Below are 13,350 nucleotides of genomic sequence, written 5' to 3'. Positions count from 1 at the left end.
GCTCCGGTCAGTGGGCGGCGAGGATCTCCTCGACGAGGGTCCGGGGGTCCGCCAGGCAGCGCCAGGCGGGGACCACCACCACGGGGTCCCCGGTCGCCCTGTTCAGCGCCTCCCCCCTGGAGAGCAGGTGGCGCAGGGCGCGCCCGTCGGGTTCGCGGTCGAGCAGGAGCAGCAGGCGGCGGGAGCCGAACCGGACCACCATGTCGGCGGTCCACCCCTCGACGGTCTGCTGGAGCGCCACCTCCGTCCCGACGGCCCTCAGCTCCTCCACCAGCACGGCGGCGGCCGGGTCGGAGCCCGCCACACAGGTTCCCGTGACCATGGCGTCCAGGTCTCCCAGAGGGCCGTCGTCCCCCGACCAGTACCCCCGGTCGCCCACCACGACGAGCCGCTGCCGGGTCCGGGTGAGCACCGAGGACCACAGGTGGCTCATGCCCCGGACCCTGCGCTCGGCGATCGCGGGCGCGCCGGCGGCGAGCATCGGCGAGAGCACGGTGACGTCCACGGCGGAGCGGTCCCTGTCCAGGAGGTCCGGGCCGCCGATCCGCACCTCGTGCAGCAGGACGCGCCGACGCAGCAGGCGGCGGATCAGGGCGACCTGGGGCTGGGTCGGCGCCACGACGGCGACCACCCGCCCCCGGGGCAGGCGGTCGTCGATCTCCGCGACCACCACCGCCACCCGGTAGGCCTCGTCCCGGTTGAGGTAGGAGGCGCCCGGCGCCGCCTCGCAGGTACCGGTGACGTCGCGCCACTCGAACGACGGGCCGCCGCGCGGGTCGGGGCTGGTACGCACCACGATCCTGCCGTCGTAGCAGTGCCGCGACGCGGTCTCGGCGAGCCGGGGCGACGCCCCGTCGTGCTCGTCCAGCCACAGCATGGTGGACACCGCCCTGTAGAGGGCCCGCAACGCCGATCCCGACCCGTGGCGGAGTCCCCGGGCGTCCAGCTGGTCGGGGACCAACCCGGCGGCGGCCAGGGCCCGGCGCTCCTCGTCGGGTTCCAGGGCGCTGGCCGGTCCGGGGTGCGCGGGGTCTCCGAACACCACCGCCCGGCCGGCCCGGTAGAGCGCGGGCAGCAGTTCGGCGACCCGGGTGCGCTCCGCGCCGAGGACGACGACCAGGTCGAACAGGCCCGCCTGCGGCGGCAGGGCTCTCACCTGGTCGGTGCGGCAGATCCACGCCGGCAGCGTGTCGAGCAGGTTGCAGACCCCGGGCCACCCGTTGCCGTGGTGCCAGTTGAGGGTCTCCAGGCGGTTCTCGATCGCCGCCCGACCGCGCCGGAGCCGGGGTTCGGAGACGGCCCGGAGGCAGGCGGCGCTGGACCTGCGGTGCCGTGTGAGCGCGTCGGCCAGGGCGGCGGTGAGCTCCCCCAGGGGCGCGCACCGGGTGCGCCGGTCCACGGCGGAGCGCCACTCGCTCTCCATCCGGGCGATGGCGCCCAGGTGGGCGAGGTTGTCCGGGTCGGTGTTGACGCCCAGTTCGCGGCGGATGGCGCCGCGGTGCTGGAGGCCGACGAAGCCCCCCGCCCCGGCGCGCTCGGCCCGGTGCAGCCAGTACTCGGGGCCGCCGCGTTCGGGGGTGAAGAGGGCGTCGGGGTCCCAGCCGCGGGCGATGCGCCGTCCGCGCTCCTCCGCCAGGTGGGCGAGGGCGTGTCCGCCGGAGGCCATGGTGTCCATGTCCCTCCACACCTCGCGGACCCTGGCCCAGTCCTCGGCGAGGGCGGACCAGTGGGCGGTGGGGTCCTCGCCCGCGGGGCCGGAGGCGGTGGCGGGCAGGGTTCCGGCCTGCTCGGCCAGGAGTCTGGTGAGCATGCGCACCTCGCCGGAGCGGTGCCCCGGTCCGCCGACGCGCACCACGGGGTGCGCGGGCGAGGTGTCGGCCCTGGCGGTGGTCTCGTCGATGTCGGTCTCGGTGCGGCCGCAGACGAGGACGCGCTGGCCGTTGCTGACGGCGGTGCGGACGATGGCGTCCACCAGGTCGTGCGCGCCGCTCCCCGGCGGGGCGGCGGCCACGGTGAGCTGTTCGCTCATGGCGGCGCGCAGGACCGCGTACTGGGCCTGGTCGAGGGGGGTCGTCGAGACCGGGACGGCGGCGTCGGCGGCGGCGTCGGCGTCCTGGGCGGTGTCGCGCGCGGCGCGGCGTGCGGCGGCCCGGCCGCCCCTGAACAGCCGCCCCGGGGGCCCTGCGGGGTCGGCCTCGACCCTCCGGGCGGCGGCCTGCCCGAGCAGGGTCTCCAGGGCGGTCCCTGTGACGTCGTCGGGGTTGAGGCCGTCGCGGTCGGACGGGTCGAGGTCGGCGAGGACGCCCTCGACGGTCCCGGGTTCGGCGTCGTCGGTCTCGGCCTGCCCGCTGGGTCCGGCCAGGAAGAGCACGGCGACGTTGTGCGCACCGCCGGTGACGGTGCGAGGGGTGCCTCTCGTGCCGAGCGGGTCGATGTCGTCGACCCGCTCGATCTCCAACCGCGAGAGGAGGGCGCGGATCTTGACGGCGAGGTCGTGGACCGCGGCGGGCCTGCGCACGGAGTCGGGGGCGCCGGACCGCAGCCGTGCGCGGAGCTCGAACAGGTCCTCGGGGTCGGTGATGCCGAGGCGGCTCAGGAGGGCGGTGTTGACGTCGGGCGGACCGACGGCCCTGACCAGGAGCCCGTCGGGCTCGCGCCGGGTCTCGTCGAGGTCGTCCACGACCCGGACGTCGACGGTCAGCAGGGGCAGTGTGACCCGGTCCGGCCCCTCGCCGACGACGACGAGCGGATACCCGTAGCGCAGTGCCTGTCCTCTGCGCCGGGCCAGGCGCAGGACCCGGGCCGACTCCGGGTGCGGCCGGAGGGTCTCCCCCGCCCCGCTGAACAGGACCTCGGGACCGTCGGGCAGGCAGGCGCAGGTGTCGGAGCCGAGGCGCTCGGCTCTGACGACGTGGGTGTGCACGGCCTCGCGGCGGACACAGGCGCGCAGGTAGGAGAGGAGGGAGCGCACCTCGGAGCGGTCGATGGGCGGCTTCCAGCGGAGCGACGCGGCGCCGACCCCGGACCGGCCCGGTTGGCCCGGGGCGCAGACCACTCCGGGGATCCCGGTCACCCTCCCCGGGCCGATCCCCTCGCCGATCTCCTCCGCGTCGTCCCGTAGTGACCTCACTTCGCCCCCCGCACCCCGCTTGCGTGACCAAGCGGTTACCCCCTGCTATCGGGGTCCATTGTGAGGGATGAACCGCCCCCGGATCCCCGGAACGCCGGAAACCACCCCTGATTTTCGGCGTGTGCGGCGCCGGGGATCCGGCGCCCCTGCCGGAGGGGCGCCGGCCCTACCGCCCCCGGACGCCGTGGACGCGGAGGGCGATCCAGAGTTCGGCCCGGTGGTCGGGGTCGTCGAGGTCGCCGGGAAGCAGGTCCCGGATGCGGTTCATGCGGTAGCGGAGCGTGTGCCGGTGGACGCCGAGCATGTCGGCCGCCGCGTCCCAGCGGCCCGAGGCCGCGAGGTAGGCGCGCAACGAGGCGAGCAGTTCCGGGGCGGCGCGCTCCCGGAGGAGCGGTGCGAGAAGGTCGGCCGCCATGCGCGCCCCGTCGGGGCTGTCCGCCAGGCCGAGCAGCCCGCCGGGGAGGTCGCCGGCACGGACGATCCGGTCCTCCGCACCCGTGGCGTCCGCGGCCTCCAGCGCGCGCTCCGCCTGGGAGAGCGCCGGGGCCAGATCCCCGTAGGCGGCCGGGTCGCTCACCCCCACCGGCCCCTCCAACACCTCGCGGATCACCCCGTCGCCGGTGTCCGCGGGCGCCAGCAGCAGGGCCCGCCCCTCCCCCTCGGTGACCAGGACCCCCTCGGGGGGATGCGCGGGACCGAACCCGGTGGCCGCGGCCACCACGACCGGCTCCGCCGGCAGCGTCTCCCGCAGTCGGCCGGCCCCCGGGTGAAGCGGGTCGAGGGCCCCGGTGAGCAGGGCGGAGAGCACCCCCTCGTGCACCCGCGCGGTGCGGCTGTGCGCGGTGCGCTCCAGCTCCAGGGAGAGCAGCGACACCGCCGCGTTGACCAGGGTGCGCTCGTCCGGGCCGAGCACTCCACCGGCGCCGACGACCAGGAACCCGCGGACCTGGCGGCCCGTCGCCAGGGGCTGCGCGGAGACCTGTTCCCCGACGGAGGTCAGGGACACGCTGGCGCGCACGCCGGCGTCCCGCAGGCGGTCGAGCTCGGACCCCAGCCCCGCCGCGCGCCCCGCCGCCGACGGGGGCGCCGCGTGGCGGACGGAGCCGTCCGCGGACAGCAGCAGCACCCAGGCGCCGAGGTCGCGGGCCAGCAGGTCCACGATCGCCGGCGCCCCCGTGAGCGCGGCGCGGGTGAGCCCCCGCTGCGCGGCGAAGGCCCGGCTGAGGCCCTCGTACTCCTCCTTGGCCAGGAGCCGCGACACCTCCTTGCCGACCGCGATGAAGGGGGTCTCCCGGCCGACCTCGACCAGGGCGAGCCCGTACTCGTCCGCGGCCCTGCGGAGGGGTTCGGGGGTCTCCTCCAGGACCACGCCCACGGCGAAACCCAGGGCGGTGATCCGCCTCTCGGCCAGGCGTCGCGTGTAGTCGCGCAGGTCGGGGACTCCCCCCGCCCAGCGCACTCCCGTGGTGAGGAGGAGTTCGCCGCCCTCCAGATAGGGGGTGGGGTCCTCCAGCTCGCTGACGGCGACCCACCCCACGCGCCGGTCCTGGTTCTCCTGCCCTGCCAGCAGGCTCAGCCGCAGGTGCGGCGTCCGCAACAGGGCTCCCAGGGTCGGGGGCATTCAGGTCTCCCTCCACACGTGTGCGCCGTCCGAACCGCACCGCGGTGGCGCAAGGCTCACTGCTGATTATCCACTGTGTCCATGCGTGTCCCGCTCCGGCCGTCCTAGTGTCAGGCGAGTCGGGGAGCCCACCCCCGACCTGTCCACGTCCGTTCCGCATCCCGTGCCCACCGCAGAAGGAGGCAGCCGCATGGCAGCGACCGAGGTCGTCCAGTCCCGCCGGATCGTCACCGAGATCCCCGGCCCCAAGTCCCGCGCGATCCAGGAGCGCCGCAGCTCGGCCGTCGCCCAGGGCGTCGGCAGCGTCCTGCCCGTCTACGTCGAGCGCGCGGGCGGCGGCATCGTCGAGGACGTCGACGGCAACGCCCTCATCGACTTCGGGTCCGGCATCGCCGTCACCAACGTCGGCAACGCCGACCCGCGCGTGGTGGAGCGGGCCGCCGAACAGCTCGCGCGGTTCACCCACACGTGTTTCATGGTGAACCCGTACGAGGCGTACGTGGACGTGTGCGAGGCCCTCAACCGGGTCACCCCGGGAGGCCACGAGAAGCGGTCCATCCTCCTCAACTCCGGCGCCGAGGCCGTCGAGAACGCGGTGAAGATCGCCCGCAGCGCGACGGGCCGCCAGGCCGTCGTGGTGTTCGACCACGCCTACCACGGCCGCACCAACCTCACCATGGGGCTGACCGCGAAGAACATGCCCTACAAGCAGGGCTTCGGGCCGTTCGCGGGCGAGATCCACCGCATGCCCATGGCCTACCCGTACCGCTGGCCGACCGGCCCGGAGAACTGCGGCCCCGAGGCCGCGGCCATGGTGGTCGAGCAGATCACCAAGCAGATCGGCGCCCGGAACGTCGCCGCCGTGGTGATCGAGCCGATCCAGGGCGAGGGCGGGTTCATCGAGCCCGCTCCGGGTTTCCTGCCGGCGCTGGCCGAGTTCTGCCGCACCAACGGGATCGTGTTCGTGGCGGACGAGGTGCAGACCGGTTTCGCGCGTACCGGCGACATGTTCGCCTGCGACCACGAGGGCGTCGTCCCGGACCTGATCACGACCGCCAAGGGCATCGCGGGCGGGCTCCCCCTGGCCGCGGTGACCGGCCGCGCCGACCTGATGGACGCCGTGCACAGCGGCGGGCTCGGCGGCACCTACGGCGGCAACCCGGCCGCGTGCGCGGCGGCCCTGGCGGCCCTCGACGCGATCGAGTCCGACGACCTGGTCGGGCGCGCCGGGGAGATCGGCGAGCTGATGCTGGGACGCCTGCGCGAGCTGGCCGCCGCACACGACGTGATCGGCGACGTGCGCGGGCGGGGGGCGATGGTCGCGATCGAGCTGGTCACGGGCGAGGACAAGGACCCCGCCCCCGAGGCGCTCGCCAAGGTCCTGGCGCACTGCCACTCCCAGGGGCTGATCCTGCTCAGCGCGGGCACCTATGGCAACGTCATCCGGATGCTGCCGCCGCTGGTCATCGGCGACGACCTGCTGCACGAGGGCCTGGACATCCTGGCCGAGGCCTTCGACCGCCTCTGACCGCGAGGGCCCCCTGCCCGGCCGGTGACCGGTCGGCGGGGGGCGCGACCCCGCCGCCCCCGGCCGGTCGCCGGAACGGGTCGGTCACCGCGCCCGGGGTCGGTCGCGGACTGGCGCCGGGCCGGACCCGGCGCTAGCGCGTTCCCCAGGCGTAGGTCTGCTTGCGCAGCTTGAGGTACAGGAAGGTCTCGGTGGAGGCCACCGTGTCGATGCCGCGGATGTTCGCCAGGATGTCCAGGAGCTTGTCGTCGTCCTCCGCGACCACCTCGACCATGAGGTCGAAGGAGCCCGCCGTGATCACCACGTACTCCACCCCCTCGACCCCGGAGACGGCGTCGGCCGCGGTGTTGAGGTCGCCGGTGGTGCGCACGCCGATCATCGCCTGGCGGTTGAACCCCAGTGTCATGGGGTCGGTGACGCCCACGACCTGGACCACTCCGGACTCCAGCAACCGCTGGACGCGCTGGCGCACGGCCGCCTCGGAGAGCCCGACGGCCTTGCCGATGGCGGCGTAGGACCTGCGGCCGTCCTCCTGGAGCACCTCGATGATGCGTTTGGCGGTGTCGTCCAGGACGACGCCGTTGACCCTGCGCGCGGGTCCGGAGTCCGACTGCTCGGTCACGTGGACCTCCGCTTTCATCAAAAGAATCCGATTCCTGAAGGTGCACTGACAGGCGGATTTCATTGCCACCCTGACACCGAACAACGGATTCCAAGGTACTGCACTGTTGTGACGGTGGTGAGACCCGGGAGTGGCGACCGGGTCGCACGGGGTTCTGCCCGGCCTCAGCGCTCGTCGCGCACCGAGTCCAGGGACAGGAGCGCCACGTGCAGGGACACACAGGCCTCCACCCCGTCCAGGTCCGTGTCGAGGACGTGGGAGATCCGCCGCAGCCGGTCGTAGAACGCGGGACGCGACAGGTGGGCGCGGCTCGCCGCCAGCGCCTTGTTGCGACCCGCGCCGAGGTAGTGGCGGAGCATGTCGGTGAGATCGCTCCCGTGCCGGGCGTCGTGGTCCAGCAGGGGGCCCAGCTCGCGTTCGACGTAGGTCTGCAACCGCTCGTCGTCGCGGAACAGGTGCAGCAGACCGCGCAGGTGGAGGTCGGGCAGCCGGTAGAAGGCCCTCCTGTCGCTCTGGCGGATGGCCACGTCACCGACCTGGCGGGCCTCCAGGAAGGAGCGCCGCACCTCGCGGATGCCGTCGGTGGAGGAGCCCACGGCCAGCACGGCTGCGTCGCCGACCGCCGCACGCATCCTCTCGGCGAGCATGTACAGGGTCGGGTCGAGCCTCTGCCGGCCCGGCAGCGCGAGCAGGATCCCCACACGCAGGTCGTCCAGCGAGCCGACCAGGGCGGGTAGGCGCAGTTCCCGGCAGGCGCGCGCGGCGCCCTCCGCCGTGTCGGACAGCCGCGCCTGGGCGGCGAGGCCGGTCCCGCTCTCGCGCAGGCGCAGCACCACCCCCACCAACTCGCGGCCGTTGAGCGGGACGCCCACGGCCCGGGCCCGGACGAGCGCCTCCTCCGGGTCGGAGTAGGCGCGGTCGATGATGCCCGCGATGATCGTCCGGTGCGTCTGGCGTTCCAGGCTCTCCTGGTGGCGTTCGAGCAGCCTGCCCAGGGCCAGGGTGGTGGCGGCGCGTTCGATGAGCATGCTCTGGCGCGGGGTGGGGTTGGCCCCGGCGACGAGGATCAGCCTCCCCCAGTCCTGCCCGCGCGCCCCGACCGTGGTGACCAGCCAGCCGGTGGCCGGGGCGTGGACGGTGCGCGACCCCGAGCGGACCGCGCGCGAGCGGCTCTCCCAGGAGGTGAGCAGGGTGCCGGGGTCCTCGCCGTTGAGGTCGCAGGCCAGCACCTGGTGGGTGAGGTTCTCCAGGACCACCGGGCAGCCGGACAGCTGGGCGACCTCGTGCAGGATGCGGCCGGCGTCGGCGCCCTCCACCGACAGCTGGGTGAACACCGAGTGCAGCTTCTCGGACTCCCGCAGCTCCTCCAGCTGCTCGTTCACCACGCGGATGTGCACGGCCTCGGTGATCTCGACGAACCTGGCCTCGCGGTCCAGCAGGACGACCGGGACACCGGCGTCGCGCGCGGCGTCGAGGAAGGCGGCGGGCAGCTCGGCGTGGTACTTGCGTCCGAGCTCGACCGCGATGCCGCTCACCCCGACGGCGGCGAGGTCGTCGATGTAGCGGCGGAGCGCCTCGGGGTCGTCGGGCATGGCGATGCCGGTGCTGAGCACCAGCTCACCGCCCCGGAGCAGGTGGGCGAGGTCGGTGACCTCGGCGATGTGGACCCAGCGCACGGCCACGTCGTCCAGTCTCTCGGCGCCGACCACCACCCGGGGGCGTGCGCGTTGCAGGGCGGGGAGCTGGAGGACCTCGGCAAGGGTGGGGAGCACCGGCCCAGTCTAGGAGACCGCCCCGGGACGCAGTGTCAGGTCAGGACCGCTCCGCCTTACACCGTGCAGGGCTCTCCGGAGCCGGGGCCTCGGGTTGGAGCATCACACGGACTCCTTTACAGGTCGTAACGTCGACCACCATGTTGTCAACATGCTGATTCTGGCCAACCGGGTGGGCCCGGGTGAGACTGGACCCATGTCGGAACTTCTCTCGCGCCACCGCGCGGTCATGCCCTCCTGGCTGCCCCTCTACTACGACTCCCCGCTGGAGCTCACCAGCGGCAAGGGCGCCCGTGTCACGGACGCCGACGGCAACACGTACCTGGACTTCTTCACCGGCATCGTGACGAACATGCTCGGCTACGACGTGGCCGAGGTCCGGGAGGCCGTCGAGCGCCAGATCGCCAAGGGGGTCGTGCACACCTCCACGCTCTACCTGATCCGCAACCAGGTCGAACTGGCGGAGAAGATCGCCCGGCTGTCCGGCATCCCCGACGCGAAGGTGTTCTTCACGAACTCGGGCACCGAGGCCAACGAGACCGCCCTGCTGCTGGCCACGTTCGCGCGGGGCAGCGACGAGGTGCTGGCCATGCGCGGCAGCTACCACGGGCGGTCCTTCGGCACGGTGGCGGTGACCGGCAACCGAGCGTGGAAGAACTCCTCCCTGTCGCCGCTGAACGTGCACTACCTGCACGGCACCGACCACGCCTCCACGGCCTTCCGGGGGATGACGGACCGGGAGTACGTCGACGCGTGCGTCGCCGACCTGCGCGACGTCCTGGACACCACCGCCCCCGACGTGGCCTGCCTGATCGCCGAGCCGATCCAGGGGGTGGGCGGGTTCGCGATGCCGCCGGACGGCCTGTACGCCGCGTACAAGGAGGTGCTGGACGAGCACGGCATCCTGTTCGTCTCCGACGAGGTGCAGACGGGGTGGGGCCGGACCGGGACGAGCTTCTTCGGCATCGGCAACCACGGGGTGACCCCGGACGCCATGACCTTCGCCAAGGGGCTGGGCAACGGCTTCGCTGTGGGCGGTGTCGTGGCCCGCGGCGACCTGATGGACCGGCTGGGTGCGCTGGGCGTGGCCACGTTCGGCGGCAACCCGGTGTCGATGGCCGCCGCCGGGGCGACCCTCGACTACGTGCTGGAGCACGACCTGCAGGGGAACGCGCTGCGGCAGGGCTCGCTGATCATGGAGGGCCTGAAGGCGCTGGCGGTGCTGCCGAGCGTGAAGGACGTGCGCGGCAAGGGGCTGATGTTCGCCGTGGAGATGGCGGACCCCGCGACGGGGGCGCCGTCGCCGACGCTGGCCGCGCGGGTCCTGGAGGCCACCCGCGAGCGGGGCCTCCTGGTGGGCAAGGGGGGCGTGCACGGCAACGTGCTGCGGATGGCTCCGCCCCTGACGCTCTCGCAGGACGAGGCCGTGGAGGGCCGCGACGTGCTGCTGGACGCGGTGCACGCCGTCAACGACGGGGCCTGAGGCCCCTGAGGGCCTGGTGTACCGGAGGGGCCGGTGTGAACACGCTCCCCCCACCTGGGGGGATTCCCCCGTCCCCTCCGCGCGACCCCACGCCTTCGCACCTGTGGACAACGCCTGTGGACAAGAAGAGGGAGCACATGAGCAAGCACGTCACCCACTGGATCGGCGGGCGCACACACGAGGGGCCCGCCCAAAGCCGGGGCGACATCCACAACCCGGCCTCCGGCCTCGTCTCCGGCACGGTCGACCTCGCCGGGCCCGAGGAGGTCGACGCGGCGGTCACCGCGGCCCGGGAGGCCTTCCCCGGCTGGCGGGACACGTCGCTGTCCCGGCGCGTGCAGGTCCTGTTCCGGTTCCGCGAACTGCTCGACCGCAACCAGGACCGGCTCGCGGAACTGATCAGCGCCGAGCACGGCAAGGTGTTCTCCGACGCCCGGGGCGAGGTGGCCCGGGGGCTGGAGGTCGTGGACTTCGCCTGCGGCATCCCGCACCTGCTCAAGGGCGGCTACTCCGAGAACGTGTCCACGGGCGTGGACTCCTACTCGATCCTCCAGCCGCTCGGCGTGGTCGCCGGCATCACCCCGTTCAACTTCCCGGCCATGGTGCCGATGTGGATGTTCCCGGTCGCGATCGCCTGCGGCAACACGTTCGTGCTCAAGCCCAGCGAGAAGGACCCCTCCGCGGCCGTGCTGCTCGCCGAGCTGTGGGCCGGGGCCGGGCTGCCCGACGGGGTGTTCAACGTGGTGCACGGCGACAAGGCCGCGGTGGACGCGATCCTGGAGCACCCGGACGTGGCCGCGGTCAGCTTCGTGGGCTCCACGCCGATCGCCCGGTACATCTACCGGACCGCGGCCGAGCACGGAAAGCGCGTGCAGGCCCTGGGAGGGGCCAAGAACCACATGGTGGTGCTGCCCGACGCCGACCTGGACCTGGCGGCGGACGCGGCGGTCTCGGCGGGGTTCGGATCGGCGGGCGAGCGCTGCATGGCCATCTCGGCGGTGGCCGTGGTGGAGTCGGTGGCGGACGAGCTCGTCGCGAGGATCCGCGAGCGGGTGTCCCGCCTGCGGGTGGGCCCCGGCGACGACGACCGCAGCGACATGGGACCGCTGGTCACCCGGGAGCACCGCGACAGGGTCGCCTCGTACCTGGAGTCGGGCGTGCGCGAGGGCGCGACCCTGGCGATCGACGGCCGGGTGCACCCGGTGCTGGGCGGCGCCCAGGACGGCTTCTGGCTGGGGCCGTCGCTCCTCGACCACGTCGGACCGGAGATGGCCTGCTACCGGGACGAGATCTTCGGCCCGGTCCTGAGCGTGGTGCGCGTGGGCGACTACGACGAGGCGGTGAAGCTGGTCAACGGCAACCCGTACGGAAACGGAACCGCGATCTTCACCAACGACGGCGGTGCCGCGCGCCGGTTCCAGAACGAGGTCCAGGTCGGCATGGTCGGGATCAACGTCCCGATCCCCGTGCCGATGGCCTACTACTCGTTCGGCGGCTGGAAGCAGTCGCTCTTCGGCGACTCCCACGCGCACGGTACGGAGGGTGTCCACTTCTACACCCGCACGAAGGCGGTCACGGCGCGGTGGGCCGACCCGGGGCAGCGGCCCGCAGGCGGCGTCGACCTGGGATTCCCCACCAACGGGTAGTCGCGAGTTCGGGGAAATACCGGACGGATGTCTCTCACTGACGGTCGGCGGTGGACGACACGGAGTATCGTTGTCACCGCACGCCCTCACGGGGCGTGTTCGGCGGCGCCGACCGTCACAGGAGACCAACCCGGATAGACGCGCTCATTTCCCCTCCTCCCCGATGGAAGCGGGCGCGTCAGCGGAAGCGCTCCGGGTCCGTCTCTCCCCCTGGACCCGGAGCGCGACCGTCTTCCTGCTCCTACCGAACGGCGAACAGCCGCTCGCCCGCGCGGATCACCGACTCGACGCCGATGATCCCCGCACACTCGTCACAACCGAACACGCGGCTTCCGTCCGGAAGCTCACCGAGAATCTGCCGTGGCCGCGGCCACTTGGTGTGGCAGACGACGCAGGCATCCCCCATGCACTGCGCTCCGCTCAACGACCCCGGGTCGTACACGTAGATCTCGTGTGTGTCGTCAGGCCGCGTGTCTGGTTCGCACATCGTGCTCGTTCCGCGCAATGTCCTTGCTCCCCCCGTGGTTTAGGACAGTCTGGCGGGCCGATAGTTACCGGCTCTTTATTGAATCAGAAGCTCTGGGCACCTGGAAGGGTCCGGACCGATCTAAATCACTCCGTGCAGGGTGATCATAACCCTAAGTGACCAAGCCTGGGAAGACCCCGACCGGAAACTGCACGTCCATGCTCTTTGTCCGATATCTACAGCGGGGCTGCGGCGCGACGCTCAGTCGGTCGGGCGCACGGCAACCGAGAAACGGCGCAGCGACAACGCCGGATTGACGCCTCGCACCTCTTCGACCCTGTCGGCCGAAACCCGGGCCGTGGCGACCGCGAAGGACTGCTCCCCCAACGCGGCGACCGCCGTTCCCATCGGGTCGACCACCATGCTGTTGCCGGCCCCCGTCGGCGCCGCCTGCCCGGACGCCGCCACGTACACGGTGTTCTCGATGGCGCGGGCGCGGGCCAGCGTGCGCCAGTGTTCCTCCTTGAGCGGCCCGGGGACCCACTGCGCGGCCAGCAGCACCACGTGCGCCCCGGCGTCGACGATCCTCCGGGTCACCTCGGGGAAGCGCAGGTCGTAACAGGTCTGGAGGCCGAACACCACGCCGTCCGCGGTGAAGGTCTCCGGCTCCTCGATCGGGCCGGGCCTGAGCACGTCCGACTCCCTGACCCCGAAGGCGTCGTACAGGTGGATCTTGCGGTAGTGCGCGACCCGCTCCCCCTCAGGGGAGAGGGCGACCAGGGTGTTCGTGAAGCGGTCGGCGTCCGCGTCCCCCGCCTCGTTGACGCCCAGGACGACGTGCACGCCCTCCCTCCGGGCGGTGTCCGCGGCCGAGGACACGAAGGGGCCGTCCAGCGGCTCGGCCGCCTTGACGTAGCGGTGGTCCATGCGCGACGCGGTGAACATCGTGTACTCGGGGAACAGGACCACGCGGGCCCCCTCCGCCGCGGCGTGCGCGGTCAACTGCGCCACCGCGCGCTGGTTCTCCGCCTTGTCCTGGCCCGGGGCGAACTGGGCGACCGCGACCTGCACCATGAGCCTCT

At 73.0% G+C, this 13,350-nt stretch carries 9 protein-coding genes; 3 read left to right on the top strand and 6 right to left on the bottom strand.

Features of this window, described 5'->3' with window-relative positions; genetic code table 11:
* Window positions 1-7: 7 nt before the first annotated feature.
* Both Q8791_RS12995 and Q8791_RS12990 read right to left on the bottom strand, forming a co-directional pair.
* Window positions 8-3,130, bottom strand: a complete 3,123-nt coding sequence (locus tag Q8791_RS12995; protein WP_330091928.1) for a DNA helicase — start codon at window positions 3,128-3,130, stop codon at window positions 8-10.
* A gap of 166 nt (window positions 3,131-3,296) precedes the next feature.
* Window positions 3,297-4,751, bottom strand: coding sequence for a PucR family transcriptional regulator (locus tag Q8791_RS12990; protein WP_330091927.1), 1,455 nt, complete (start codon window positions 4,749-4,751; stop codon window positions 3,297-3,299).
* Between the two features lie 190 nt (window positions 4,752-4,941).
* Between Q8791_RS12990 and gabT the strand changes: the two genes are divergently transcribed.
* Window positions 4,942-6,279, top strand: coding sequence for a 4-aminobutyrate--2-oxoglutarate transaminase (gene gabT / locus Q8791_RS12985; protein ID WP_330091926.1), 1,338 nt, complete (start codon window positions 4,942-4,944; stop codon window positions 6,277-6,279).
* Window positions 6,280-6,412: 133 nt separating this feature from the next.
* Here the strand turns inward: gabT and Q8791_RS12980 are convergent, their stop codons facing one another.
* Together Q8791_RS12980 and Q8791_RS12975 are read right to left on the bottom strand one after the other, a co-directional pair.
* Window positions 6,413-6,901 (bottom strand): Lrp/AsnC family transcriptional regulator, encoded by a 489-nt coding sequence (locus tag Q8791_RS12980; RefSeq protein ID WP_330092053.1) that lies wholly within the window; start codon window positions 6,899-6,901, stop codon window positions 6,413-6,415.
* A 164-nt stretch (window positions 6,902-7,065) separates the two neighbouring features.
* Window positions 7,066-8,673, bottom strand: coding sequence for a PucR family transcriptional regulator (locus Q8791_RS12975; protein WP_330091925.1), 1,608 nt, complete (start codon window positions 8,671-8,673; stop codon window positions 7,066-7,068).
* A 196-nt stretch (window positions 8,674-8,869) separates the two neighbouring features.
* On the opposite strand from Q8791_RS12975, the gene Q8791_RS12970 reads away from it, so the two are divergent.
* Together Q8791_RS12970 and Q8791_RS12965 are read left to right on the top strand one after the other, a co-directional pair.
* On the top strand, window positions 8,870-10,156 hold the full coding sequence (locus tag Q8791_RS12970) for an aspartate aminotransferase family protein (RefSeq protein ID WP_330091924.1): 1,287 nt from the start codon (window positions 8,870-8,872) through the stop codon (window positions 10,154-10,156).
* Window positions 10,157-10,293: 137 nt separating this feature from the next.
* Complete coding sequence (locus Q8791_RS12965) at window positions 10,294-11,802, top strand: CoA-acylating methylmalonate-semialdehyde dehydrogenase (protein ID WP_330091923.1); 1,509 nt, start codon at window positions 10,294-10,296, stop codon at window positions 11,800-11,802.
* A gap of 241 nt (window positions 11,803-12,043) precedes the next feature.
* Here the strand turns inward: Q8791_RS12965 and Q8791_RS12960 are convergent, their stop codons facing one another.
* Together Q8791_RS12960 and Q8791_RS12955 are read right to left on the bottom strand one after the other, a co-directional pair.
* Window positions 12,044-12,289, bottom strand: coding sequence for a hypothetical protein (locus Q8791_RS12960; protein ID WP_330091922.1), 246 nt, complete (start codon window positions 12,287-12,289; stop codon window positions 12,044-12,046).
* 240 nt (window positions 12,290-12,529) lie between these two features.
* A complete protein-coding gene (locus tag Q8791_RS12955) occupies window positions 12,530-13,342 on the bottom strand; it encodes a carbon-nitrogen hydrolase family protein (RefSeq protein WP_330091921.1) in 813 nt (270 codons plus the stop codon).
* Window positions 13,343-13,350: the final 8 nt, after the last annotated feature.

Source organism: Nocardiopsis codii, assembly GCF_036327455.1.
GTDB lineage: Bacteria > Actinomycetota > Actinomycetes > Streptosporangiales > Streptosporangiaceae > Nocardiopsis > Nocardiopsis codii.
Note: the sequence above shows the minus strand (reverse complement) of the source record. Positions and strands in the feature narration are given on the sequence as shown.

Excerpts from the sequence above, each read along its gene's own strand:
- Q8791_RS12990 (WP_330091927.1), bottom strand. The coding sequence starts at position 4,751 with ATGCCCCCGACCCTGGGAGCCCTGTTGCGGACGCCGCACCTGCGGCTG.
- gabT (WP_330091926.1), top strand. The coding sequence starts at position 4,942 with ATGGCAGCGACCGAGGTCGTCCAGTCCCGCCGGATCGTCACCGAGATC.
- Q8791_RS12970 (WP_330091924.1), top strand. The coding sequence starts at position 8,870 with ATGTCGGAACTTCTCTCGCGCCACCGCGCGGTCATGCCCTCCTGGCTG.
- Q8791_RS12965 (WP_330091923.1), top strand. The coding sequence starts at position 10,294 with ATGAGCAAGCACGTCACCCACTGGATCGGCGGGCGCACACACGAGGGG.
- Q8791_RS12960 (WP_330091922.1), bottom strand. The coding sequence starts at position 12,289 with ATGTGCGAACCAGACACGCGGCCTGACGACACACACGAGATCTACGTG.
- Q8791_RS12955 (WP_330091921.1), bottom strand. The coding sequence starts at position 13,342 with ATGGTGCAGGTCGCGGTCGCCCAGTTCGCCCCGGGCCAGGACAAGGCG.